This window comes from Pseudomonas sp. C1C7, from assembly GCF_013359595.1.
GTDB lineage: Bacteria > Pseudomonadota > Gammaproteobacteria > Pseudomonadales > Pseudomonadaceae > Aquipseudomonas.
Genome location: NZ_JABFMP010000013.1, coordinates 116936 through 141425, shown reverse-complemented (window position 1 = coordinate 141425; position 24490 = coordinate 116936). Strand labels below are relative to the sequence as shown.

The 24490-nt window shown below is 63.3% G+C and carries 24 protein-coding genes; 12 read left to right on the top strand and 12 right to left on the bottom strand.

All coding sequences use genetic code 11. The features are described from left to right. Positions 1-65 precede the first annotated feature (65 nt). Positions 66-770, top strand: a complete 705-nt coding sequence (locus tag HNO86_RS13525) for a YebC/PmpR family DNA-binding transcriptional regulator (RefSeq protein ID WP_175377452.1) — start codon at positions 66-68, stop codon at positions 768-770. 83 nt (positions 771-853) lie between these two features. Here the strand turns inward: HNO86_RS13525 and HNO86_RS13520 are convergent, their stop codons facing one another. Further along, a complete protein-coding gene (locus HNO86_RS13520) occupies positions 854-2155 on the bottom strand; it encodes a leucine-rich repeat-containing protein kinase family protein (RefSeq protein ID WP_175377451.1) in 1302 nt (433 codons plus the stop codon). A gap of 176 nt (positions 2156-2331) precedes the next feature. Continuing rightward, positions 2332-3462, bottom strand: coding sequence for a cell division protein ZapE (gene zapE, locus HNO86_RS13515; protein ID WP_175377450.1), 1131 nt, complete (start codon positions 3460-3462; stop codon positions 2332-2334). Between the two features lie 286 nt (positions 3463-3748). Here zapE and HNO86_RS13510 point away from each other — a divergent pair, with 286 nt between their 5' ends. The 7 genes from HNO86_RS13510 (at position 3749) to HNO86_RS13480 (ending at position 10311) form a co-directional block, all read left to right on the top strand. After that, complete coding sequence (locus HNO86_RS13510; RefSeq protein ID WP_175377449.1) at positions 3749-4276, top strand: spore coat protein U domain-containing protein; 528 nt, start codon at positions 3749-3751, stop codon at positions 4274-4276. Positions 4277-4369: 93 nt separating this feature from the next. Continuing rightward, a complete protein-coding gene (locus tag HNO86_RS13505; RefSeq protein ID WP_175377448.1) occupies positions 4370-4900 on the top strand; it encodes a spore coat U domain-containing protein in 531 nt (176 codons plus the stop codon). A 20-nt stretch (positions 4901-4920) separates the two neighbouring features. Beyond that, positions 4921-5457, top strand: a complete 537-nt coding sequence (locus HNO86_RS13500; protein ID WP_175377447.1) for a spore coat protein U domain-containing protein — start codon at positions 4921-4923, stop codon at positions 5455-5457. A 4-nt stretch (positions 5458-5461) separates the two neighbouring features. Continuing rightward, on the top strand, positions 5462-5962 hold the full coding sequence (locus tag HNO86_RS13495) for a spore coat U domain-containing protein (RefSeq protein WP_175377446.1): 501 nt from the start codon (positions 5462-5464) through the stop codon (positions 5960-5962). Between the two features lie 30 nt (positions 5963-5992). Continuing rightward, positions 5993-6769: a molecular chaperone gene (locus HNO86_RS13490; RefSeq protein WP_175377445.1), complete on the top strand. Its 777-nt coding sequence runs from the start codon at positions 5993-5995 to the stop codon at positions 6767-6769. Between the two features lie 201 nt (positions 6770-6970). Then, on the top strand, positions 6971-9343 hold the full coding sequence (locus HNO86_RS13485) for a fimbria/pilus outer membrane usher protein (protein WP_372242527.1): 2373 nt from the start codon (positions 6971-6973) through the stop codon (positions 9341-9343). Next, entirely contained in the window at positions 9340-10311 is a 972-nt protein-coding gene (locus tag HNO86_RS13480; RefSeq protein ID WP_175377444.1) for a spore coat U domain-containing protein, read from the top strand. Before HNO86_RS13485 ends, HNO86_RS13480 begins: the two co-directional genes overlap by 4 nt. A gap of 460 nt (positions 10312-10771) precedes the next feature. Here the strand turns inward: HNO86_RS13480 and HNO86_RS13475 are convergent, their stop codons facing one another. The 7 genes from HNO86_RS13475 to HNO86_RS13445 form a co-directional block, all read right to left on the bottom strand. Then, complete coding sequence (locus HNO86_RS13475; protein WP_175377443.1) at positions 10772-11818, bottom strand: ABC transporter substrate-binding protein; 1047 nt, start codon at positions 11816-11818, stop codon at positions 10772-10774. A gap of 18 nt (positions 11819-11836) precedes the next feature. Then, complete coding sequence (locus tag HNO86_RS13470) at positions 11837-12952, bottom strand: FAD-binding oxidoreductase (protein ID WP_175377442.1); 1116 nt, start codon at positions 12950-12952, stop codon at positions 11837-11839. Beyond that, positions 12949-14304 (bottom strand): NAD(P)/FAD-dependent oxidoreductase, encoded by a 1356-nt coding sequence (locus HNO86_RS13465; RefSeq protein ID WP_175377441.1) that lies wholly within the window; start codon positions 14302-14304, stop codon positions 12949-12951. The genes HNO86_RS13470 and HNO86_RS13465 overlap by 4 nt, the downstream gene beginning before the upstream one ends. A 259-nt stretch (positions 14305-14563) precedes the next feature. Next, a complete protein-coding gene (locus tag HNO86_RS13460) occupies positions 14564-14854 on the bottom strand; it encodes a (2Fe-2S)-binding protein (RefSeq protein ID WP_175377440.1) in 291 nt (96 codons plus the stop codon). 7 nt (positions 14855-14861) lie between these two features. Continuing rightward, positions 14862-15656 (bottom strand): ABC transporter permease, encoded by a 795-nt coding sequence (locus HNO86_RS13455; protein WP_175377439.1) that lies wholly within the window; start codon positions 15654-15656, stop codon positions 14862-14864. Between the two features lie 6 nt (positions 15657-15662). Then, positions 15663-16532: an ABC transporter permease gene (locus HNO86_RS13450; protein WP_175377438.1), complete on the bottom strand. Its 870-nt coding sequence runs from the start codon at positions 16530-16532 to the stop codon at positions 15663-15665. After that, positions 16529-17554, bottom strand: a complete 1026-nt coding sequence (locus HNO86_RS13445) for an ABC transporter ATP-binding protein (protein WP_175377437.1) — start codon at positions 17552-17554, stop codon at positions 16529-16531. The genes HNO86_RS13450 and HNO86_RS13445 overlap by 4 nt, the downstream gene beginning before the upstream one ends. 246 nt (positions 17555-17800) lie before the next feature. Between HNO86_RS13445 and HNO86_RS13440 the strand changes: the two genes are divergently transcribed. Further along, positions 17801-18637, top strand: coding sequence for an IclR family transcriptional regulator (locus HNO86_RS13440; RefSeq protein WP_175377436.1), 837 nt, complete (start codon positions 17801-17803; stop codon positions 18635-18637). Positions 18638-18710: 73 nt separating this feature from the next. Here HNO86_RS13440 and HNO86_RS13435 read toward each other — a convergent pair whose 3' ends face one another. Both HNO86_RS13435 and HNO86_RS13430 read right to left on the bottom strand, forming a co-directional pair. Then, on the bottom strand, positions 18711-19463 hold the full coding sequence (locus HNO86_RS13435) for an anti-sigma factor (RefSeq protein WP_175377435.1): 753 nt from the start codon (positions 19461-19463) through the stop codon (positions 18711-18713). Beyond that, positions 19460-19966: a sigma-70 family RNA polymerase sigma factor gene (locus HNO86_RS13430; RefSeq protein WP_175377434.1), complete on the bottom strand. Its 507-nt coding sequence runs from the start codon at positions 19964-19966 to the stop codon at positions 19460-19462. The genes HNO86_RS13435 and HNO86_RS13430 overlap by 4 nt, the downstream gene beginning before the upstream one ends. 156 nt (positions 19967-20122) lie before the next feature. Here HNO86_RS13430 and HNO86_RS13425 point away from each other — a divergent pair, with 156 nt between their 5' ends. The 3 genes from HNO86_RS13425 to HNO86_RS13415 all read left to right on the top strand — a co-directional run bounded on the left by HNO86_RS13425 (position 20123) and on the right by HNO86_RS13415 (position 23145). After that, positions 20123-21208 carry a catalase family peroxidase gene (locus tag HNO86_RS13425; RefSeq protein ID WP_175377433.1) on the top strand — a complete coding sequence of 362 codons (1086 nt, stop codon included), beginning with the start codon at positions 20123-20125 and terminating at the stop codon, positions 21206-21208. Continuing rightward, complete coding sequence (locus HNO86_RS13420) at positions 21205-21750, top strand: cytochrome b (protein ID WP_175377432.1); 546 nt, start codon at positions 21205-21207, stop codon at positions 21748-21750. The genes HNO86_RS13425 and HNO86_RS13420 overlap by 4 nt, the downstream gene beginning before the upstream one ends. A gap of 234 nt (positions 21751-21984) precedes the next feature. Beyond that, a complete protein-coding gene (locus HNO86_RS13415) occupies positions 21985-23145 on the top strand; it encodes a hypothetical protein (protein ID WP_175377431.1) in 1161 nt (386 codons plus the stop codon). Positions 23146-23281: 136 nt separating this feature from the next. Here the strand turns inward: HNO86_RS13415 and HNO86_RS13410 are convergent, their stop codons facing one another. Further along, entirely contained in the window at positions 23282-24424 is a 1143-nt protein-coding gene (locus HNO86_RS13410; RefSeq protein WP_175377430.1) for a carboxypeptidase family protein, read from the bottom strand. Between the last annotated feature and the right edge of the window lie 66 nt (positions 24425-24490).

Here is a 24490-nt window from a genome sequence, read left to right as displayed (position 1 = left end):
GTATAAACTTGGCGCCATGCGTCGGCCAATAGATGTCTCGGCGCCTCAAGACAAGAGAGTGAGTAATGGGCGCACAGTGGAAGGTTAAACACAAAGAAGCGGCAGCCAATGCCAAGGGCAAGATCTTCGGCAAACTGGTGAAGGAAATCACCATTGCTGCGCGCAACGGCGCCGATGTTGCTACCAACGCACACCTGCGCCTGGTGGTTGAACAGGCCAAGAAGGCCTCGATGCCTCGCGAGACCCTGGAACGTGCGATCAAGAAAGGTTCCGGCCAGCTCGGCGAAACCGTGCAATACCATCGCGTGACCTACGAAGGTTTCGCGCCGCATCAGGTGCCGCTGATCATCGAATGCGTCACCGACAACATCAACCGTACCGTCGCTGAAATCCGCGTCGCTTTCCGCAAGGGCCAGCTGGGCGCTTCCGGTTCCGTGTCCTGGGATTTCAACCACGTCGGCATGATCGAAGCCTCGCCGGACACCCCGGACGCCGATCCGGAAATGGCGGCCATCGAAGCCGGTGCCCAGGATTTCGAGCCGGGCGAAGAGGGTGCGACCCTGTTCCTGACCGACCCGACTGACCTTGATGCCGTGCAGAAAGCCCTGCCTGAGCAAGGTTTCACCGTGTTGTCGGCCAAGCTGGGCTACCAGCCGAAAAACCCGGTCAGCGGCCTGAGCGACGAGCAGATGGCTGAAGTCGAGGCTTTCCTGGAAGGCCTGGATAACCACGACGACGTGCAGGAAATGTTTGTCGGTCTGGCTGGTTAAAAAAATCAAAAGATCGCCGCCTTCGGCAGCTCCTGCATTGGAATGCGTTCCCCTGTAGGAGCTGCCGCAGGCTGCGATCTTTTTTATCTGTTCAGCACCCGAACGATCTCCTCGAACCCCGGCCGCGCCAGCACATCCGGCTGACAACAGCACTGCTGCAATCCCTCCAGCTCCAGACGCTGCGCATCGCTCAATCCAGCGTCGATCCGCTCCAGCAACTCCCCCAGCAGAATTCCAAACGCCCGCACTTCGATCCGTTGCAGCGCCCGGCTTTCAGGGCTGTCCACGGTCGCGTGGAAAGACGCCGCGCCAAAGTCGCCCAGCAGGCAATCGCCCTGCGCGTTCCTAAGGATGTTGTGGCCATAGAGGTCGCCGTGGGTGATGCCTTGCGCATGCAGGTGCCCGGCCACCGACGCGATGCCACGGGCGATGCGCAGGGCGACATCGGCGCTGAAATGGGTGTCTTCGGCGTAGACGTCGCGGCTGCACGACGCAAGGCTCGGCAACCCGGCGAGGTTGCGAAACGAAGGCTCGATCAGTTGCATCACCAGCCCGGCGGTTTGCTGCGGATGATCGAAAATCTGCCCTTCGATGCGGATCAGATTGGGGTGCAGGCCGGCGCTGATGCAGGCGTTCATTTCGTGCAGGGGCGAGCCGTCGCTGGTCATTTCGCCCTTGTAGAGTTTGACGGCGACGGCTGTGGCAGGTTGCCCCGGTTTCGTCCACGTCGCGCGATGGATCACCCCTGAAGCGCCCTGGCCGAGTTGCTGTTCCAGGTGCAGTTCAGACCAGGGGATCGGTGTGGTGGCCTGCAGCGTCGCTTCGTTTTCCAGCGGGTTACCGGCGTAGGCCAGCCAGCACAGGCTCGGCAGGGACAGCAGCCATTCGGGCAATGCGCTCAGCTGGTTGGCGGCGATGCGGATCAGCTCGAGCCTGTGGCAGTTGCGCAGGCTTTCGGGCAGGCAGGTCAGGCGGTTGCCCGCGAGCATGAGTTTTTGCAGGTGCGGGCGTTCACCCAGTTCGTTGGGCAATGACTCGACGCAGTTGTCGGTCAGGATCAGCCAGCGCAACAAAGGCGGCAGCGCCGCAGCGGGTACGTGTTCGATACGGTTGGCTTTGAAGCCGACCATGGTCAGCGCTGCGCACTGGCCGATGCAGGCGGGCAGTTCGGTGAACTGGTTGTCCGAGCAGAACAGAATGCGCAGGCGGGTCAGACGGTGCAGGTCGTCCGGCAGGCGGCTCAAGGCATTGCCGCTGAGGTTGAGCACTTCCAGGGAATCGGCCAGATCGAAGATCTCCCGGGGAAACTCGGTCAGGCCGCAGCTCAGATCCAGCCGCGTAACGCCCGCCAGCGAGCCGGCGCGCAGTTGTTCAAGGGTGTGCATGAAGAGGGTTCGCCGTTGATCGAGGGAGTGGGCGGCATGATAGCGGGAATGAGGGTGGCCGTCAGACCGCTATGTAGGAGCGAGGCTTGCCCGCGAAGGCGGAGTGTCAGACACCATCAATATCGAATGGACCAGCCTCTTCGCGGGCAAGCCTCGCTCCTGCAGAGGGGTGTCGATCAGACGATCTCCCGAACCTCCACCAACTGCCCCAACCGACTGCGGGTGCGCGCCAGGTCGATCGCCTCGCCATCCAGACTTTCCCGCAGCGAACGCTGGCCCAGCAGGATCAGGTGCTTGTCCTGGTCATACAAAACATCCACCAGATTGATGAACCGCTGCTGGGCGGCCACGGAGCAGTCGGCCAGGTTGGGCAGTTCGTCGATGATCCAGTGGTCGAAGCGCCGGCACAGTTCCAGGTAATCCATCACCGCCGTGGGCTGGTCGCACAGGTCGCTGAAGGTGAAACCGACGGTGCGCCCTTCGCAGTAGCGGGCGGGCAGGTGGCGTGTGCCGACCGGCAGGGCGATGGCTGGCGCATCGACAACAGGTACGTTCGCGGCCTGACGCTGAGCCGGCGTGGCGGGCCACACGTACTGGCCCTGGGTAAACAGCTGCTGCGCATGGGTCCTGGCCTGACTGCGATAGTCATGGGGCCCGCCCACCTCCATCACCTGCATCCGCGCGTTGATCAGGTCGATCACCGGCTTGAAGCGCGCGTGGTATAGCGGATTGGGCAGCAGGCCTTCCGGCGGGTAGTTGGAGGTGACCAGCAGCAGGATGCCGCGGCGAAACAAGGCCTTGAACAGCCGCGTGATCAACATCGCATCGCCGATGTCGTGGACGTGGAATTCGTCGAAACACAGCACCCGGCAATCGTTGAGCAATTGATCGAGGGTGCTGGCCAGGGCGTCGGGCTGATCGCGATGATCGAACATGCCCTGGTGCAGGCGGGCAAAAAACTCGTGGAAGTGCAGGCGCTGTTTTTCCGCCAGGGGAACGGCCTGGAAGAAACCGTCCAGCAACCAGCTTTTGCCCCGGCCCACGGCGCCATGCAGATACAGCCCCGGCAGGGTCTTCGCCCCGGCACCCAGCAGCGACGTCGCATGCTGGGCCATGCAATCGATCACCCGTTGCTGGCTGTGGCTCAAGGTATAGCCCTGGGAATGGGCCTTGTGGTGAAAGTAATCGTGGATGACCCGACCGTTTGCGGCGCCGGGTGCCGGGGTCGTCGACGCCTTGCCGAACAGGCGGCGCAACGATGGCCAGCGCGATGCAGGTCGCGAGCGGTTTGGCGGTGGTACAGCCAATGTGATTTCACCCCGTTTTCTTCAAGCAGGCTCCCTGAGCTGCGGGGGCATAGTGTAGCCAGAGGGTTAATTTGCTTCCAGATGTGTCAACTGAAAGCGGGCGGTCATTGTACAAAATACTGCGGCATGTACAGCAAATTGCCCGTCGCAACGCCGAAATCCTCGGGCTATAGTCCGCGAAGTCCCTGTCTGGGTATGGATCCAATTTTCCTCGCCATCGCTGGCGATTTTCCGACCCGTTGCTAACCTCAGTCCTACAAGACACCCCGCAAAAAGGAATGGGGCCGTGAAGGGACGTGTGGTGTTGGCAGTCTTGGGTGCAGGACTCGGTACGCTGGTGTCGGCCGCCGAACTTCAGGTTCAGGTGCGGGTCGACGTGCAGCGCGGCTGCCAATTGGTCGGACAACAACGCGAAGCCGGCATCGAACCACTGGGCGTGCTGGACTTTGGCAGCACCGCGCGGCTGGACAACCCCGGCGGGCCGTTGGGTGCGGCGCTCACCAACGGGCGCCTGCCGCGACTCGAATGCAACCCCGACACACCCTATCAACTGCGCGTCGACGGTGGCCTGCACGGCGGTGTCGGCGACGTGCGCTACATGGCGGGCAACGCCGAACACAGCAAACCCATTCCCTATCGGCTCTTCCAGGACCCGGCGCGGCGCATTCCGCTGGCGGTGGATGTGCCGGTGAGCGGTCGGGTGCCGGACACCGGTACCGTGGATCTGCCGTTGTACGCCCGCATCGAGCCGCTGGCGGAGATTCCCCGGGTCAGCGGCTATTCAGACCTGGTGAAGGTGACGGTCATCTGGTGAATTCACAGGCAACCCGATGGATTCGGGTTGCGCAGGGAAGGGGGTGCCCGCGAGCGCCGCTTCAAGCATCCTGAAGGAGTTGGGATTGGAGTGATGAAGAGATTCAGCAAGGTGTTAGCCGCAGGTCTGCTGGCGCTGCTGGCCGGTACCGCGCAAGCGGCGGTCAGCGGGCAGATCCACGCGCGGCTGACGCTCATTGCCGGCTGCGAAGTGACCAATGCCGGCAATCCCGACAGCCCGGTCAGCGCCCTCGGCACCCTGGATTTCGGTCAGCAGGGACCGACATGGAGCGCCCCGATCAAGGCCAGTCTCGGCGATGAGGCCAGCGGCAAGCTGAACGTGGCCTGCAACCCTTCGGTCACCGGTTTCACCGTCTCCATCGATGGCGGTACTCACGGCGACGGCACCACCCGGCGCCTGAGCAACGGTCGCCAGACCATTCCCTATCAATTGTTCGTCGATGCCTCCGGCAGCCAGCGCTACAACATCGGTCGACAACACAATTTCGCCGTCACCAGCGGGGCGCAGATACCGATTCCGGTATTCGGCTCGGTGGTGGCGAACACCCGTGCGTTACCGGCCGGGGTCTACACCGACACCCTGACGGTCACGCTGGACTGGTAACCCCGTAGAGGAAGGACACCATGCGTACGTGTGCATCAAGGATAGGTTTGTCATTGCTCGGCCTGGCGCTGGCGGGCGGCGTGCAGGCGGCGACCACGGTCACCGGGCAGATCAGCTCTAGCCTGATCCTGACCAGCAGTTGCCAGGTCAACGGTGGCGGCGGCTCCACCAACCTGAACTTCGGTGCCTTGAACTTCGGCACCGCCAACAGCCTGTTCACCACCGCCAGCGGTCAGGTGCTGGGCGGTGGCGGCGGGGCGCTGTCGATCTTGTGCTCGGCGGGCACCACGCCGACGGTGAAGATTCGCGCCGGCGCCAATGACGGCAAATCCCCGGGCGGGACCCGGGCGCTGTTTGACGGGGCCGGCAACTACGTGCCCTACGATCTGTACACCGACGCCGGGCATTCGCAGTTGCTGGCCATCGACGGGGTGATCAGCCTCGCTGCCAGCACCGGCGTGGCGCAGACCGTGAACATCTACGGTCAGGCGGTGGGCAAGGCCGGGCTGCCGGCGGGCACCTACACCGACACCATCTCCGTCGAACTGACGTTCTAGTGCGATGTTGCGCCAGGGCTGTTCGGCGCTGCTGCTGATCTGCGCGGGCAGTGCGCCTGTGCCGTTGACGGCGGCCACCAGCCAGAACATCCAGGTCAGTGCCACCGTGACGGCGGGGTGCCTGGTGGTGGGCGGGGTGTCCAGCTACGGCAGCCTGAATTTCGGCAGCCGCTCGGCGTTGGCCACCGGCACCGTGCAGGTGGCGCTGACCGGTGGCGTGCAGTTGCAATGCACGCCGGGGGTGACGCTGAACATGAGCGTCGATGGCGGGCAGCACAACAGCGGCGGGCGCAACATGCAGCTCAGTACGGGCAGCAACCGGGTGGCTTACCAGCTGTTTCGCGATGCGGCGTTCAGCCAGAGCCTGGGGATCGGCCAGAGCGTGGCCGTGGCCTACAGCGACGCGAACAACATCAGCCTGCCGATTTACGGCCAGGTGCAGTTACCGGGCAATCAACCCGGGGGGACATACAGCGATGTGCTGCAGGTGCAGCTGTCGTGGTAACGCAATGACCGGATCATAAGGAGATGGCGGATGCATTTACCTTCGCTCATGCGGTATGGGCTTTTGGCCTTGCCGTGGCTGGGGGCGGCCAACGTGCAGGCGGCGAGTTCGGTGCTGATCTGGCCGATCGATCCGGTGCTGGAGGCCGATCAACAGGCCAGCGCGTTGTGGCTGGAGAACCGTGGCAACGAGACGGCCAATCTGCAGATTCGCGTATTCGCCTGGAGCCAGAGCGGCTTCAGCGATCAGTACCAGAACCAGCGCGACGTGATCGGCAGTCCGCCGGTGGCGAAGATCGAGCCGGGGCAGAAACAGCTGGTGCGCCTGACCCGCACCAAGGAAATCCCGCCGGGGCAGGAACTGGCCTACCGCATCATCATCGATGAAATCCCATCCGCGAAACCGCCTGCTGCGGACGACGGCAAGACCGCGGCGGCGATCCGCTTCCAGATGCGCTATTCGGTGCCGCTGTTTGCCTATGGCGCGGGGCTGTGGAGCAAGGAAGACACCACCCGCCCGCGCGATCCCAAGGGCATCGGCCTGCCGGACCTGAGCTGGCGCACGGTGGCGGTGGACGGCAAGCCCTATGTGGAAGTGCGCAACCAGGGCGCGGTGCATGCGCGACTGACCGACGTGGCGCTCAAGCAGGGCGGGCAGAGCAAACCGCTGGTGGAAGGGTTGTTGGGGTATGTGCTGCCCGGCGCGATCATGCGCTGGCCGGCACCGGGCCCGGTGGCTGGGGAGTCGGGGTTGCAGGTGCGGGTCAATGGGGCGGCGCAGGTGCAGAGTGTGGCGCCGGTGCGCTGATTCACTTGGTTAAGCGGGCAACACGGCCCCTTGTAGCAGCTGGCGAAGCCTGCGTTCGGCGGCGAAGCCGTCGCAAACTCAGCCACTGCGGTCTGTCAGGAAGATCCGGTGCACCGGTTTTACGGCTGCTTTGCAGCCGGACGCAGGCTTCGCCAGCTGCTACAGGACATGCGCAGGCCGAAAGGGAGAGTTGGTCCATTGATGGACAGAGCGGCAAAGAGCCAGGGTCGGGCTCGCAGTTTCCGGTGTCCGTCGTGGGCCATGGGCTGTGTGTGTTGCCTGGTGGTCATTCATCAGGTGGAGGCCGGTGATCTGCCGCCTCCGCCCAGCGGCATGGAGGCGGTTGCCGATGCGCAGTTGTTTCTGGAACTGGTGGTCAACCAGATGAACACCGGAAGGGTCGTGGCGGTGGAGCAGCGCAACGGGCAGTTCTTCCTGCCTGCCAGCGTGTTGCGTGACACCGGCATGAAACTGCCCGAGGGCACGGGCGCCGAAGTCGGCCTCGATCAGGTGCCGGGCCTGCACAGCGAGTACGACGGCAACGCCCAGCGCCTGCTGCTCGACGTGCCACCGGACTGGTTGCCCGAACAGTTCGTCGGCCGCCGCGAAGCCTATCCGCGCACGCCGGCCCTAAGCAGTTTCGGCGCCTTGCTCAACTATGACCTGTACCTCAACGACACCGACGATGCCGGCACCTACCTGGCGGCATGGAACGAAGTGCGGCTGTTCGACAGTTGGGGCACGCTGTCCAACACCGGACAATACCGCCGCACCTTGTCCGGGGAAGAGCTGGGCACGCTGAACAATCGTTACCTGCGCTACGACACCACCTGGCGCTACTCCGACGACGACCGAATGCTGACCTATGAAGCCGGCGACCTGGTCAGCGGCGCCTTGCCCTGGAGCAGTTCGGTGCGTATCGGCGGGGTGCAGCTGTCGCGGGATTTCGGCGTGCGTCCGGATCTGGTCACCTATCCCTTGCCGCAGTTCGCCGGTGAAGCCGCCGTGCCGTCTTCGGTGGATCTGTTCATCAACGGCTACAAGTCCAGCAGCGCCGAATTGCAGCCCGGTCCCTACACCCTGACCAACATTCCGTTCATCAACGGTGCCGGTGAAGCCGTGGTGGTAACCACCGACGCACTGGGGCGGCAGGTCTCCACCACCGTGCCGTTCTATGTCACCAGCAGCCTTTTGCAAAAAGGCCTGTCGGACTTTTCCGTGGCGGCCGGCACCCTGCGCCAGGACTACGGCCTGCGGGATTTCAGCTACGGTCCCGGCGTTACCTCCGGCAGTCTGCGTTATGGCCTGAGCGACAACTTCACCCTCGAAAGCCATGCCGAAGCCTCGGACTCCCTGGCCCTGGGCGGCGTCGGCGGCAACGTGCGCCTGGGCAATTTCGGCGTGCTCAACAGTGCCGTCAGCCAGAGCCGTTTCGACGGCGAAAGCGGGCAGCAACTGAGCCTGGGTTATCAGTACAGCAACCAGCGCTACAGCTTTTCGTATCAGCGTCTGCAACGGCGTGATCAATACGCGGATCTGACGCTGGTCGACACGCCCTACGTGACCCTGAGCAAGCGCAGCGAACAGGCGACCCTGAGCGTCAACCTGAACGATTGGGGCAGCCTCGGCGCCGGCTATTTCGATGTGCGCGCGGCGGACGATTCACGCACCCGTCTGCTCAACCTGACGTGGAGCAAACCTTTGTGGCGCAGCACCAGCTTCTACCTGTCGGCCAACCGCGAGATCGGCGACAGCAACTGGGCGGTGCAGGCGCAGCTGGTGATTCCGTTCGACCTGCAGGGCAGTCTCGCGATCAGCAGCGAGCGCGGCAAGAACGGCGAGAGCCTGCAGCGGGTCAACTACAGCCGTGCCGTACCGACCCAGGGCGGGGTGGGCTTCAACCTTGGTTACGCCAAGGGCGACGGGCCGGATTATCGTCAGGCCGACCTGACCTGGCGCCTGCAATCGGTGCAATTGCAGGCCGGGGTCTACGGCACCAGCGAGGCCGAAACCCGGTGGGCCGACGCCAGCGGTTCGCTGGTGTGGATGGATCGTCAGCTGTTCGCCGCCAATCGCATCGATGATGCCTTCGTGGTGGTCAGCACCGATGGCTACGCCGACGTCCCGGTGCGCTACGAAAACCAGCCCGTCGGGCAGACTGATCGCAACGGCCACCTGCTGGTGCCCTGGAGCAGTGCCTACTATCGCGGCAAGTACGAAATCGATCCGCTGAACCTGCCGGCCAACGTGCGCAGCCCGAACGTCGAACAGCGCATCGCGGTGCGGCGTGGCAGTGGTTATCTGCTGGAGTTTCCGCTGAGCCGGGTGATTGCCGCGAGTATCGTGCTGGTGGATGTCCGGCAGCAGGAATTGCCTTTGGGCAGCGGTGTGGTGCATGAGCAGAGCGGCACGCAGACCGTGGTCGGCTGGGACGGCCTGGTGTACCTGGAGAACCTGCAACGGCAGAACACTCTTGAGGTGACGCTGGCCGATGGCAAAAGCTGCCGGGTGCAGTTTGACGTCGACACGAAGCAGGATCAGATCCCGCTGATCGGGCCGTTGGTGTGTCAATGAAGGCCTTGAAGATGCTGCTGCCGTTGGTGCTGTGGCTGCCGGGTTCGGCCTGGGCGTTGTGCTCGGTGGTCACCACCACGCCGGTGGGTTTTGGCTCGCTGAGTTCGATCGCCCTGCGCACCACGGCGCAGCCTGGTTCCACGCTCAATGGCGGCTTGAGCTGCACCGGTTCGCTGTTGTCATTGCTGACCAACAATGATCACTTCTGGGCCACGGTCACCTCGTCGAAAAGCGGGCTGGTCGGGCCCACTGGCGATGTCATCGGCTACACGATCTACGCCAATAACAGCACGAGTTACCCGTTGACCCGCGGCACCGCCTACGACTTTGCGCGCAACGGCATTATCGATGCGCTTGGCTTGCTCGGCGGCACGGTGCCGAGAACCGTGCCGCTGTATTTCGGCACCACCATTGGCAGCAACGTCGCGGCCGGGATCTATACCGAAACCCTGAGTATTTTCTGGAACTGGGATTATTGCGCGGGCATCGGGGTTGGTGGTCTTTGCCTGGGGCGTGATACCAGCAGCGGTACCACGACGCTGACGGTCAATCTGACGGTGGCCAATGACTGCACGATCACTGCGCCGAACATTGCGTTTGGCAGTGCGCCGGTGGTCAGTGCCTTTGCGCCGGTGACCGGGCAGACCATTAACCTGGCTTGCACCAAGGGCAGTGCGTATACCGTTGGGCTGAGCGATGGGCAGAATCCGCTGAGTGTCGGTGGGCGGCGGCGGATGGTTTCCGGGGGGAATTATCTGGCCTATGACATTTTCAAAAGTGCCGGCACGACGCGGTGGGGCAGTGTCGGGGCTGCGCGCCGGGCGAGTTCGGATGCCGAGGTCAATCCGGGGAACGGGTTGGGGACGGGGAGTCAGGTGTTCAATTACAACGCCAGGATCTACACCGATCAGACCACGCCGCCGGCGGGGACTTATCTGGATAGTGTGGTGTTGGATGTGGGGTTTTGAGTTTGGACGATCCAGTTGGCCTACCACATCCCTTGTGGGAGCTGGCTTGCCAGCGATGGCAGCCTGACAGCCGACCTGATCTCACGGATGTCCCCCGAACCCAATGTGCGAGCCTGCTCGCGATCAGTATCCAGGCACCGCGGACATCCAGGTGCCCCGCGTCATCGTTGACCACCATGGCGAGCATGCTCGCACCTACAGAGTGAGGCTACAGGGCTGTGGGCAAGGGCCTACAAAGTTGCCGGAATCGGCTGGCTTGTGGGGATTGGCGCTGCGTTTTATCGTCTGGGTGTCGCAGCTTTTCGATATGGTGGCTGTACGTGGAAGGCCCTCGGGTCTGCCGGAATCTACCTTCCGGTTCGCCAATCTGCGTACAGCTGCCACCCTCATACTTCACGTATCGATCGTTCCCACGTGCTGCGCAGGAACGATCATCGTACGGTCAATGTACGTCGCGAAATTACCGCTCAATACTCCGATTCCACCGCGCATTCCACGCCGGGCGCTGTTCGTTGACCTGGTCCCAATCCACCGCCACCGCGGTTTCCAGATACTGCTTCATCGCCTCGACCTGCCCGCGTGTGCGGTCGGTGGTCGGGGTGTTGGGGTTGGAGGGAATCTGGTCGCCGTCTTCGAGCGCAGTGGCCTGGGCTTGGGGCGTCAGGAGAAACGCAGCCAGTTTCTGCGCCAGTTCCGGCTGGGTGTTGTTGGCGATGGTGCATTCGGCGACGTTGAGCACCACGGCGCCTTCTTTGGGTTGCGCGTATTCCACCGGCATGCCCTTGAGTTTCAGGGCGGTGACCTGGGTCGGTGTCAGCGGGAAGAGTGCGGCTTCGTCGGTCTGGAGCATTTCGGAGATTTTCGCCGAGCTCGGAATGTACTCCAGCACGTTGCGTCCGATGCTGTTCGGCCAGGCCTTGAACCCGGGCTCGACGTCGGTTTCGCTGCCGCCCTGGATCCGGTTGAACATCAGGAAACCATGCAGGCCGAAGGTGGAGGAGGCCATGGACTGGAACACGACCTTGTCCTTGAAGCGCGGGTCGGCCATGTCCATCCAGGAGGTCGGCGCGTTCCAGCCTTTTTCCTTGAACAGGCGGGTGTTGTAGGCCAGCCCGGTGACACCGAGGCTGACGGCCACTGCCTGATCCTTGATCCGTCCCTTGGCCGGGATCTGCGCCAGGGTCGGGTTGTCTTCGAGCTTGTCGCACAGGCCCATGCCGATGGCGCGGTACATGATGCCGTCGTCGAGGAACATCACGTGCATCTGCGGGTTGCCCTTGCTGGCCTGGACCTTGGCCAGGATGTCGGCGGAGGTGCCGGGCACGATCACCACTTTGACGTTGTTGGCCTTCTCGAACGCCGGCAGGACCTTGTCGGCATACAGCCGCTCCATGGTCCCGCCGTTCATGCCCAGGTACAGCGTCGGCTCGGCGTGGGCCTGGGTGACGGCGAGCAGGGCGCTCATGCAGGACAAACCGAGCAGAGCAGTGCGTTTGACGTTATTCATTGGCGCGACCTTCCTCTATCAAGCTACGGAGATGGAGTGAAAACGGGTGATGGAAAACGCATCCAGCGACGTCTTTGACGCGCCGCTACAGATGATCTCGGTGAGCGCCTGGCCCACCGCCGGACCGATCTGAAAGCCGGCGCCGGCAAAGCCGAACGCATGCAACAGACCTGGCCGGGTACGGCTGTGGCCGATCACCGGCTGGCGATCGGGCAGGTAACCTTCGGTGCCGCTCCAGGTACGGATCGCCTGGGCGCCTTCGAGAAACGGGTAGAGCTCGACCGCCTGGCGAAGGATTTCCAGCACGGCGCTTTGGCCGGGGCGGGCGCGGGTATCGTCGAGGGCAAAGCCCTGGCCGCCGCCCAACACGCAATTGCCCCGCGCGACCTGACGGGCATAGATGCCGCCGCCCTCGACGCCGGTACTGGCGTCCATCACCAGCGGCAACGGTTCGGTGACCAGCATCGCCGGGTGTCCGGAGTGCATCGGCACCGGTTCGCCGAATTGTGCCGCCAGGGTCCCGGCCCAGGCACCGGCGCAGTTCAGCAGCCAGGGCGCACGCCACTCCAGGCCGGTTTGCGTGCGTACGCGAAAGCGCTGGCCGTCGTGATCCACGGCCGTGACGGCGCATTGCTCGTGGACTTGCACGCCGTGGTGCCGTGCAGCCCGGGCAAACGCCGGAGATACCAGCCTGGGGTTGGCGTGGCCGTCGTCGGGGCAATACGAAGCGCCGACGGCCACGTCACCGACCCACGGAAAACGCGCACGCAGTTGCTTGCGGTCCAGCACCTGCAAATCGAGGCCGAAGCCTTGGCTGCGGTCGGCGTAATCCTGCAGCGAGTGCAGATCGTTGAGGCTGCGGGCGAGCTTGAGGTGACCGCTGCGCTGGTACTCGCCGTCGATCCCGATCAACTGCGGCAACTGCCCCCAGATGGCGTGGGCGTGTTGCGACAGCGGCAATTGCGACAGCGGCCGACCCTGACGGCGCACGCCGCCGTAGTTCACGCCGCTTGAGTGCGAACCGCAGAAGTCCCTTTCCAGCAGCGCCACGCGGCGCCCGGCCTTGCCAAGAAACAGCGCGGCCGAAGCACCGACGATGCCGCCGCCGATGATCACTGCGTCGAATTCGATCATGCTTCGATCTCCAGGCCAAAAGGCAGCGGCTTGATGGGCGCCTGGGCCCGCAGCCGGCCGATATCGGACACGGCGCGATGGCTCTGGCAGGCGATGATTTCCGCTGCGGCGGCTGCGCACATGCGGCCCTGGCAGCGGCCCATGCCGACCCGGCAGTGAGCCTTGACCCGATTGATTTCCCAATGACCTTCACGCACGACCTGACGAATGTCGCCGGCGCGGACTTCTTCGCAGCGGCAGACCATCACGTCGTCGGCAAGGTTGGCGGCCCAGCCTTCGGGGAAGGCAAAGGCGCGTTCCAGACCCTCCCGGAAATCGCCGATTCGTTGTAGCGACTTCTCAAGGTGTTCGGCGCGGTCGGGCGGGATCAGGTAGCCGATGTCTTCCAGCAGGGCCAGGGCGGCGCGTTCGCCGGCCATTTCCGCAGCGTCGGCGCCCATGATCCCGGCACCGTCACCGGCCAGGTAGACCTCGGCTACGGTGCTGCGCCCGGTCGAGTCCCGTTGGGGTAGCCAGGCGCGGTTGAGCGGGTTCCAGGCGAAGTCGCAGCCGAGCAGATCGGCGAGTTGGGTTTCGCTGCGCAGGCCGTGGGCGAACGCGACGGCATCGCAGTCCAGGCCGTGTTCGTCCTTCGCATCGCACCATCTCAGCGCTTGTACGCGGTCCGTGCCGTCGATGCGTTTCAAGGTTGCGCCCTGATGCACCGGGATGCCGCGGGCGGTGAGCCAGCCGCGGTAATAGATGCCTTTGGCCAGGGTGGCCGGCTGCGCCAGCAGGCTGGGCAGGGCACGGGCCTGGGCGCTGAAGGGCGAGCTGTCGAGCACCGCTACGACGTTTGCCCCGGCCTTGGCGTATTGATAGGCGACCAGGTACAGCAACGGACCGCTGCCGGCGAACACCACGCGCTCGCCGATGGCGCAGCCCTGGAATTTCAGGGCGATCTGCGCAGCGCCGAGGCTGTAGACACCGGGCAGGGTCCAGCCGGGCACCGGCAGGATCCGGTCGGTGGCGCCGGTGGCGACGATCACCCGGGAGAATTCCAGGCGGGCGGCGCGGCCGTCGTGCAAGGTATCGAGGGCGCCGTCTTCGGCGTTCCACACCAGGGTGTCGGGGCGGTAGTCGAACTGTTCGCGCAGGTCGTCAATGGTTTGGTGCAGGGCCTGGGCCTTGCGTGCCTCGAAGCCGTACAGTTTGACCGGTGAGCGCTTGAAGTTTGCCGGCTGCCGCCGATAAATCTGCCCGCCACCGCGCGCGGCTTCATCCAGCAACACCGGGCGCACACCATGAGCCACCAGGGTTTGCGCAGCACGAATACCGGCCGGGCCGGCGCCGATGATCACAACGGGCTTCATGCACACCTCGGTTGTCGAGCAAATGAATAATGGGTGGTGACCGTCCCGGCCTCATCGCGGGCAAGCCCGCTCCCACAGTGGACTGAGTCGCGCCGCCGATTTTGTGCCTGACCCAGCCCCCCTGTGGGAGCGGGCTTGCCCGCGAAGACGGCGGCACATTCAACAACTGTGTTGGCAGACAGATCGCTTTCGCGGGCAAGCCCGCTCCCACAGTTGATTGGGGATGGCACTAGTTTTTGTGCCTGGCGCCTGAGCCTCTTCATAAACACCGCCCCGGCTCGCGATTGATCTGCTGTCCGGCTTCGAGCAGGGTGGCGCAGGCGCGTACGCGGCGGCCGTCGCCCAGACGGACCCAGCAGTCCTGGCAGGCGCCCATCAGGCAGAAGCCGGCGCGGGGGGCGGCGCTGAAGTCGCTGCCGCGCAGGTGCTCGCTGTTGGTCAGCACCGCGGTCAGCAAGGTGTCGCCGAGCAGGCCGCGGGCCGGATGGCCGTCGAGGGTAAAGTCCAGGGCCGGGCGGTCGCCTTCGGCCAGTCGTTTCAGCAGTGCCATGGCGCCCTCATTGTTTGCCCACCAGGACCCGATCCAGGCCGTACACCCGATCGAGCACAATCATGGTCACCGCGGTCAGCGCGATCACCAGTGCCGACACCGCCGCCATCATCGGATCGATGGATTCGGTGGCGTACACATACATGCGCACCGGCAGGGTCTGCGTGGCCGGCGAGGTGACGAAGATCGACAGCGTGACCTCGTCGAAGCTGTTGATGAACGCCAGCAGCCAGCCACCGGCGACCCCCGGCAGAATCATCGGCAGGGTGATTTGGCGGAACAGCGTGAAGCGCCCGGCCCCCAGCGATTGCGCGGCGTGTTCGGCGCTGCGGTCCAGGCCGATGGCCGAGGCCAGTACCAGACGCAACACATACGGCGTGATCACCAGCACATGGGCGAAGATCAGCCAGGCGAAGCTGCCGTTGACTCCCATCAGGGCGAACAGGCGCAGCAGCGCCACCCCCAGCACCAGGTGCGGAATGATGATCGGCGACAGAAACAGCCCGTTGAAGAAATCCCGCCCGGGGAATTCGAATCGGGTGATCGCCAGCGCCGCCGGCACCGCAATCATCGTGGCCAACGAGGCCGCGCTGAAGGCCAGGATCAGGCTGTTGTAGAACGCATCGACAAAGTCGGCGCGCTCGAACACGGCGCGAAACCAGCGCAGGGAAAAGTCGGTGGTCGGCAGGCTCAGGGTGTTCTGCGGGGTGAAGGCGACAAGGCACACCACCACCAGCGGGGCGAGCATGAAAACCACCACCAGAGCGTGAAACAGCAGGGCGAAAGGACCGTTCCTGGACATGGCGGATTATCCCAATGACTTCTTGTAGCGGCCTTCGATCATGCGGTTCCACGACAGCATGATCAGCAGGTTGATGAGCAACAGGGCGACGGCGATGGCCGCACCCATGGGCCAGTTCAGTTCCGACAGGTACTGGTCGTAGATCAGCGTGGCGACCATCTTCAGGCGTCGTCCGCCGAGCAGACCGGGAATCGCGAAGGAACTGGCGGCCAGGCCGAACACGATCAGCGTGCCGGAGAGAATCCCCGGCATGACCTGCGGCAGCACCACCTGGCGAATCACCGTGAAGTGGCTGGCGCCCAGCGACAGCGCGGCCTGCTCACCGGCCGGATCGAGTTTCTGCAGCGAGGTCCAGACCGGAATGATCATGAACGGCAGCATCACGTGGACCAGCGCGATCACCACCGCGAACGGCGTGTACAGCAGCTTCATCGGCGAGCCGCCGAGGGCTTGCAGGACCTGATTGACCAGACCGTCGGCGCCCAGCAGTAGGCTCCAGCCGAAGGCGCGCACCACCACTGAAATCAGCAGCGGGGTGAGGATCAGGATCAGGAAGATCGAACGCCACGGGGTGCCCATGCGGCTGAGGATGTAGGCCTCGGGCACGCCGATCAGCACGCAGAGCAGGGTGGTCAGGGCGCTGATCCACAGGGTGCGCAGAAAGATCTCGTAGAAATACGGATCGCCCAGCAGGCTGCTGTAGTGTTCGGCGGTATAGGCTTCGGCGTTGATCCCCGAACCGTAGTCGAAGACGTTGAACGACAGCACCAGGGTCAGCAGCAGCGGGATCACCAGCAGGCTGACGTACAGCGCCAGGGCCGGCGCGGACAGCCAGTAACCCTGGCGCCCCTGGCGGATGGCGGCGAGGGTACTCATGCCATCACCTCGTCGACGCTCAGCACCCGCAGCAGTGCCGCGTCCCAATCCAGGCCGACCGCCGTGCCTTCGCTCAGCGGCGCCGAGCCGTCGTTGCGGCGTACCACGCAGAGCTCGCCCAGGCTCGTCGACACCCCGTACAGCCATTGGCTGCCCAGGAAGAAGCGGCTGCTGACCTTGCCTTGCAGGCGACCGTGGCCGGCGTCGCGCAGATCGATTTTTTCCGGGCGCAGGCTCAGGGTCAGTTCGCCCGGGCCGCGATTGCACACCTGCACCACGCCGGCGCTGTCGCGCTCGCCGGGCAGCAGATTGGCCTTGCCGACGAAGCCGGAAATGAACTCGGTGCGCGGGTGTTCGTAGAGGGTGTAGGGCGCGTCGATCTGGGTGATGCGCCCGGCCTGCATCACCACCACGCGGTCGCTGATCGACAGCGCTTCGGACTGATCGTGGGTGACCATCAGCGTGGTGATGCCCACTTCGCGTTGGATGCGGCGGATCTCGAATTGCATCTCTTCGCGCAAATTGGCGTCGAGGTTGGACAGCGGCTCGTCGAGCAGCAGCACCGGCGGCTGGATCACCAAGGCTCGGGCCAGGGCCACACGCTGGCGCTGACCACCGGAAAGCTCGCGTGGGTAACGCTCGGCGTGCTGGTGCAGGCGCACCAGTTTCAGCACCCGCTCAACGCGCTGCTGGATCTCGGCGTTCGGCACCTTGCGCATGCGCAGGCCGAAGGCGACGTTGTCCTTGACGGTCATGTGCGGGAACAGCGCGTAACTCTGGAACACCACGCCCAGGCCACGGCTGGCGGGCTTGGCGTGGGTGATGTCGCGACCGTCCAGCACGATGCGCCCGCTGGTGGCTTCGACGAAGCCGGCGATCATTTGCAGGGTGGTGGTCTTGCCGCATCCGGAGGGGCCGAGCAGGGACACGAATTCGCCTTTCTCGACCGAGAGGTCGGTGGCAACCACGGCGTCGATTTCACCGTAGCGCTTGCCGAGTTTCTGAAGTTGCAAAAAAGCCATGAGTGCGCCTCCACCTGAGATTGTTATGCGCAGCCTCGAGGCGCGCTTTTTTGTATGGGCAGATACGAAAAAATGTTTGCGGGGTGCGTTGGCGCTCGACGTGAGTCGGCTGCCGCTGTTGTTCGAATCGCCCCTGTCTGGACGCAGATTAGGACGAAGACTAGGATGGGCTCAATGGCCTATTTCACTGAATCGATGACTATTTTCAGTTTCATTCGGTGAGTAAATTAATCATCGGGAAAACCCATGTCAGATTCCATTGAGCGGAATGAAAGCAAAAATGAAGTCGGTGTCGGCGCCGTCTCGCGCCTGTTTGCCGTGTTGCGGGCGCTGGGTGACACCGTCGAGGGCGGCGAGCGGGTGACGCAACTGGCGCAGCAGATCGGTTTGTCGCAACCGACCACCCACCGACTGCTGCGCAGCCTGATGGACGAAGGCATGGTCGAGCAGGACGGGCGCAGCAAGCGCTATCGCCTGAGCCTGGACTTTTTCGCCCTGGCCGCGCGGGCAGGCAACAGCGGCAACCTGCGCGAACTGGTGCGCCCGTCGTTGTTGCGGCTGTCGGCTTCGCTCGGGGATTCGCTGTTTCTGCTGGCGCGCAGCGGCTTCGATGCGATCTGCCTGGACCGCAGCGAGGGGCCGTTCCCGATCCGTACCTTCACGGGTGATATCGGTGGCCGGGTGGCGTTGGGCGTGGGCCAGGGCAGCCTGGCGATCCTGGCGTTCCTGCCGGAGGAGGAGCGCGACACGGTGATCCACTACAACCTGCCGCGGCTCAAGGATTTCCATCTGTATGACGAGGTGTTCCTGCGCTCGGAGGTCGAGAACGTGCGCAAGCTCGGTTATGCCGGGCGCAACACCGGTGTGCTGCAGGGCATGGCCGGGGTGGCGGTGCCGATCCTCGATCGCGAGGGCCGGGCGGTGGCGGCGTTGAGCGTGGCCACCGTGACCGACCGCCTGGGGCCGGATCGCCTGCCCACCGTGGTGGAGATGCTCAAGCGCGAAGCGGCGTTGATCGGGCCGCGGATCAACCCGTTCGATCCGTTGTTGCGGCGGCCGTCGCAGGTGTTTGGCCAGAGCTGACTCCATCCGAGTCACTAAGCCAACACGCGATCCATGTCGCAGCTGCGGCGGCTCAATTGGCTATACCCGGTGTTCAGAAATTCACTGTCTGTCTGAGCATCCGCGCTGTCGGCGTGTCCGTCGGGCTGACCATCGCGTAGTTGTAGCCGCCCCCCGACCAGTACTCGGCCTGCAACCCGCCGTCACTGCGACTACCCCGGGGCAACATGAAATTCTTCGGCCCCGGCGGGCGGACGTAGAAGCTGATCTTGTTACCGCCCTGATTCTCGTACACCACCATCGCCGCCGGCCCCTGTTCGGTGCTGAGCAGGCGACCGCTCACCGGTTTGAACCCGGCAGCCGTGAGGTCCGGCAAGCGATTGGCCTGGGTGAAGTAACGGTCGAGCCAGCCCTGCATGTCACCGTCATCGCCCGCCTTGTAGTCCGCGGGCAACATTCCTTGTTCGGCAATCAGCCGGTAGGCCTGCATGGCATCGGCCATCGGTTGCGCTGCGCTGAGCAGGGTCATTTCCCGGGCCTGCCAGCCGCTGAAGCCGCCGATGCTGACGGCGATCAGCAACACCGCGGCGCTGGCCAGATGGCGTCGGGACTGGCTTTTCAGGCGGCGGCGGATTTGCAGCGGGTCGAGGTCCGGATTGACCGGTTGCTGCAAGGCGCCGCTCAGGGCCGCGCGCAGTTGCTGGGCGTCCTGTTGCCAGGCGCGGACCTGGGCGGCGGTTTCCGGGTGGCTGGCGAGAAAGGTCTCCACCAGCAGCCGGTCGGCGTCGCTCAGTTGGTGGTCGATGTAAGCGTGCAGGTCGCGCTCGCTGGGGGGCATGCTGATCATTTGAGTCTCCGCAGAGCTGGGCGGGTGATTTCGCCATCGCTGAGTTGGCGCAGGGCCTGGCGGGCCCGGGACAGGCGGGACATCACGGTGCCGGTGGGTACGTCGAGAATCTCGGCGACCTCTTTGTAACTCAGACCTTCGACCGACACCCACAACAGCAGCGCGCGTTGTTCGGTGGGCAGTTGATCGAAGGCGTTGAGGGTCGATTGGGCGATCACGGTGCGCTCCACCGAAGGCTGCGCGTCGTCGCGCCCGGTGAAGAATTCGAGCATCCGCGCATAACGTCGCGAGCGCCGGTGCGCATCGAGAAACTGCCGATAGAGGATCGCGAACAGCCAGGCGCGCAAATCGCCGTCGGGGCGTTTGTCGCCCCAACTGGACAGCGCGCGCTCAAGGCACGACTGCACCAGGTCGTCGGCGCTGCTCGGGTTGCGCGTCAGGGACCCGGCGAAGCGGCGCAATCTGGGAATGATTTCTCTCAGTTGTTCGTCGATATCGTTCATGAAGTTCTGGTCAATCACTACGCTGAACCAGGAAGACGCCCGGCACTCGAGGTTATTCCACGCCTGAAAAAATAAATACCGGTCGATGGAATAAACCCGAGTGGGGTTCGTCTGCCTGATTCTTCTCACTTGTGGCCGCAGGCCCTGGAGTCTCTCATGGTAGATCGCTCATCACCGCCAACCCGGCCGCCCTTGAGTGCCGCGAGCGTGACGTTGCGCCTGGCCGGCATTGCCGTGGTGGTCGCCGCTGTGGCCGGGGCTTTTGCCTACGTCAACGGCACCCTTGACCCGCAGCGCCTGACCCCGAAAAAACTGGTCAACGTGCTGGAAACCAACAACGGCGTGCACCCGGGGTTCCGCCGCAATCACGCCAAGGGCGTGTGTGTGATCGGCCACTTCGAGAGCAGTGGCGAGGCGCGCAGTTACTCTACCGCGCAGGTGTTCAATGAGGCGCGCACGCCGGTGGTCGGTCGTCTGGCCTTGCCGCCGGGCAATCCCTACGCGCCGGACAGCGCGATACCGATTCGCAGCATGGCGTTGCGTTTCACCCAGGCTAACGGCCAGCAATGGCGGACCGGGATGAACAGCATGCCGGTGTTCCCGGTGGGCACGCCCGAGGCGTTCTATCAGTTGCAGCAGGCTTCTTCACCGCTGCCCTCGACGGGCAAGCCCGATCCCGCCGCCGTGCCGGCGTTCTTCGGATCGCACCCGGAAGCCGCGCCGTTCCTGGCCTGGGTCAAGACCGCGAAACCTTCGGCCAGCTATGTGACGCAAACCTATAACAGCGTCAACGCGTTCTACCTGGTCAACGCCGCCGGGCAGAAGCAGGCCGTGCGCTGGAACATGGTACCGGTGGTTCAGGATGCGCCGGGAGCCGCCGCACCAGAGGGCAGCGATTTTCTCGAGAAAGACCTGGTGCAACGTATCGCCGCGGGCCCGCTGCGTTGGCAGCTGATGATCACCCTGGCCGACCCCGGCGATCCGGTCAACGATGCGAGCAAGCCCTGGCCCGAGGGGCGCAAGGTGTTGAACGCCGGCACTCTGGTGCTGGAGAGCGTGCAGCCGCAACTCAGTGGCGAATGCCGAGACATCAACTACGACCCGTTGGTATTGCCGTCCGGCATCGAAGGGTCCGACGACCCGTTGCTCGCCGCGCGTTCCGCCGCTTACGCCACGTCCTACCTGCGTCGCACCAGCGAAGTCAGCCAATTGCCCGCCGCCAAACAGGAGGCCCAGCAATGAGCACTCAACCTAAACACTTCGCTCCCCTGGCGCGCCTGCTGCACTGGCTGATGGCGCTGATGATCATCGCCATGCTGTTCATCGGCGCCGGCATGGTCGCCTCGGTTTCCGAACGCCATGAATGGCTGATCAACCTGCACAAGCCGTTGGGCGTGGCCATTTTGCTGCTGGCGATCGTGCGTCTGGTGGTGCGCTTTTCCACGCAACAGCCTCCGTTGCCGGCGGATATGCCGGGCTGGCAAGTGCTGGCGGCCAAGGCTTCTCATGTTTTGCTGTACGCCTTGATGCTGATTTTGCCGTTGCTGGGCTGGGCGATGATTTCCGCGTCCGGTGAGCCGGTGATGCTCAGCAGCTCGGTGCAACTGCCCTCGATCGTGGCGGCCAATGCGCAGGTGTTTGCATTTCTGCGCAAGGCCCATGGGTATCTGGCGTATTTGCTGTTCCTGACGGTGTTGCTGCATCTGGCGGCGGCGTTGTTCCATGGTTGGGTGCGGCGTGATGATGTGCTCGATAGCATGTTGCGGGGCAGGGATCGCGGCTGACCAGAGTCCGTAAAAAGATCGCAGCCTTCGGCAGCTCCTACATTGGAATGCGTCCACCTGCAGGAGCTGCCGAAGGCTGCGATCTTTTGCTTTTCAAGGGCTTTTAATCTCTCCACCTGTCAACTTTGACAGTATCGCTCCCCGAAAAAAGCTCGTTCAATGTTCAACGACTGCTGTGGCTCGCGAACAAGGCCAGTCGAAAAGCATTGAATATGTCTTTTCGGGAGATCAAACATGTTCAGCACTGCAGGCTTGTATTGCGTACGGCATGTTTTATTTGTGCTTTTGATGCTGTTGTTGGTGTGCGCTTGCGTTCATCCGCCGAAAAAAGATCCCGCTCAATCTGCCGCAGAGTTGTACGCAGACTTGATCAAGCCTGGCGTATTCGAACGATCAAGTTCGAAGACTATTGATGGCTACCTCATTGAAAGCGGCCATTTGCGGCTGCCGGATAAATCCACAGGTTCGTTGGTGTCCGTTCGATCTTCGGATGGAAGCCTGAGCGCACTGGTCAACAGGCCTGGGGCCAGTGGGCTGTTGCTGATCGATAACAAGGGCGTTGTAACTTTTCAGCCCGAACCCGTGCTGGCTATCAAGGTCGCAGACGCAGTGCCCAATCCAGGTGAAAAGGTCGCAATATCCGATCAGGGTAAAGCAGATCCCAGGGTCATTGATGTGTTGATCGGCTACTCCCGAGCGGCTGTGGCGGCGGTGGGCGGCGATGTTCGCGCCAATGCCCTGGCTCAGGTCGAAAGCGTTAACTTGTCGTTGCGCAACTTGCAGGTTTCCGACGTTTCCCTGAGGTTGGTCGGCACGCAAGTCGTTGCGGTGGATTACCCGATCAGCGTTGAAACACTGGAACAAGTGCCGGTGATTTTTGCCGAAGGCATCGCCAACTTCGAGCCGGATGTTATCTACGGAGTGTTTACTTACAAGGGCGAGCCCGTAACTGGGCAGGGTTATCTGCCGGGGCGTACGGCCATTGGCAATCCGTTTAGTCCAACTTTGTTTGCTCGTGAACTTGGTCATAACGCTGGTGCAGTAACAGCCGACTCCGCCCGTGCGTGGCGTGAAAGTACGGGGAGGCTGTCGTCTTACGCGCACTTCGCTCCCAAAATTCCTCAGAGTTTCACCTTTACCTCGGCTTCGTTTGGCACGGTCGGGTTTCGGTGGCTGCAGTCACCGCGAGCGGTGAAATACGAAGTGATGGGGAAGGAGCCGTTGTTGGAGGGATATAAAAAGCTTGGGGAAAGCACGACCCCGGATATTGTTTTGTACAACGTGCCGAACGCGAAGATGCCTTATTACGTGGTCGCGGTTTTTGGGGATGGTTCGAAGTCCGGGCCGAGTAATGTTGTTTATGCAAAGCCGTATGAGAATGTCTTGAAGAATTAGACGGCCACGGTGGCCGCTGAAAAGATCGCAGCCTGCAGTTTAGGGTTAAGCCAACCCCTGCAGGGGAACGCATTCCAATGTAGGAGCTGGCTTAACCCTAAACTGCGGGCTGCGATCTTTTGATCTTAAAGAGCAATCAACGCAGGCTATCAACCATCTCGCCAACCACCGTCAACACATCCTTGCCCAACTGCTTCGAACGCTTGCCCGACCAACCCGTGACCGGGTTCGGGTGATCGTTGTGGTCCTTGAACGGCATTTCCAGCGTCAGGGACAGGCAGTTGAACTTCTCGCCAACGGCGTTGCAGGCCAGGGTCATGTTGGCCTTGCCCGGTTCGTCGCGGGTGTAGCCGTACTTGGTCTGGAAGTCCTTGGTGGTGTGCTTCAGGCGGCTGCGGAAGTCTTCTTCGAGTTTGGCGATGCGAGGGGTGTAGCCGGGGTTGCCTTCGCAGGCGGCGGTGAAGACGTGGGGGATTTCTTCGTCGCCGTGGGCGTCGATGAACAGGTCCACGCCATACTTTTCCATCTGCTGCTGAACGAAAAAGACTTCCGGGCTGATCTCCGGGCTGGCGCTCTGCCAGGCGCGATTGAGGTCCTGGCCCATGGCGTTGGTGCGCAGGTGGCCGTGGAAGGCGCCATCGGGGTTCATGTTCGGCACCAGGTACAGGTCGGCGCTTTCCAGCAGTTTGTTCAGTACCGGGTCGTCGTGGCGCTCCAGGCGTTCGATCACGCCTTCCATGAACCATTCGGCCATGTGCTCGCCAGGGTGTTGTTGGGCAATCATCCAGATCTTGCGTCGGCCTTCGGCGCCGGTGCCTTTGCGCAGCAGTTGAATGTCACGACCTTCGACGCTCTTGCCGGTGGCCAGCAGTTCGGTGCCGGCCTTGGTCAGCGCCTGCTCGATCAGCCAGTCGTGGCGGCCACGGCTGTAGGGTTCGAAGTAGGCGAACCAGGCGTGGGTTTGCGTGGCCTCCAGGCAGAAGCGCAGGCAATCGCCTTCAAAGATGGTCGGGACCTGAAACCAGTTGACGTGATCGTAGGAGGCTCTGGCCTGATATCCATCCCAGGCCTTGTTGTAGGAAGACTGGCTGGCATTGGTCAGGCGGAACCAGTGTTCCTGGCCGACGTGCAGGCCGCTGGCCTTGAAGTGGAACCACTGGAAATGATTGCTCTTGGTGTCGGGTCGGATTGCCAGCAGTGGTTTGAGCGGGTCGCTGAGGTCGATGACCTGGATGTTGCCACTGTCGAAGTTGGCAGTGATGTCGAGGGATTTAGCCACGGTTGGAGTTTCCTGATCTGGATTTTTATGGCGGCTACTTTACACGCAAGGGCAGGGGGCTGGCAG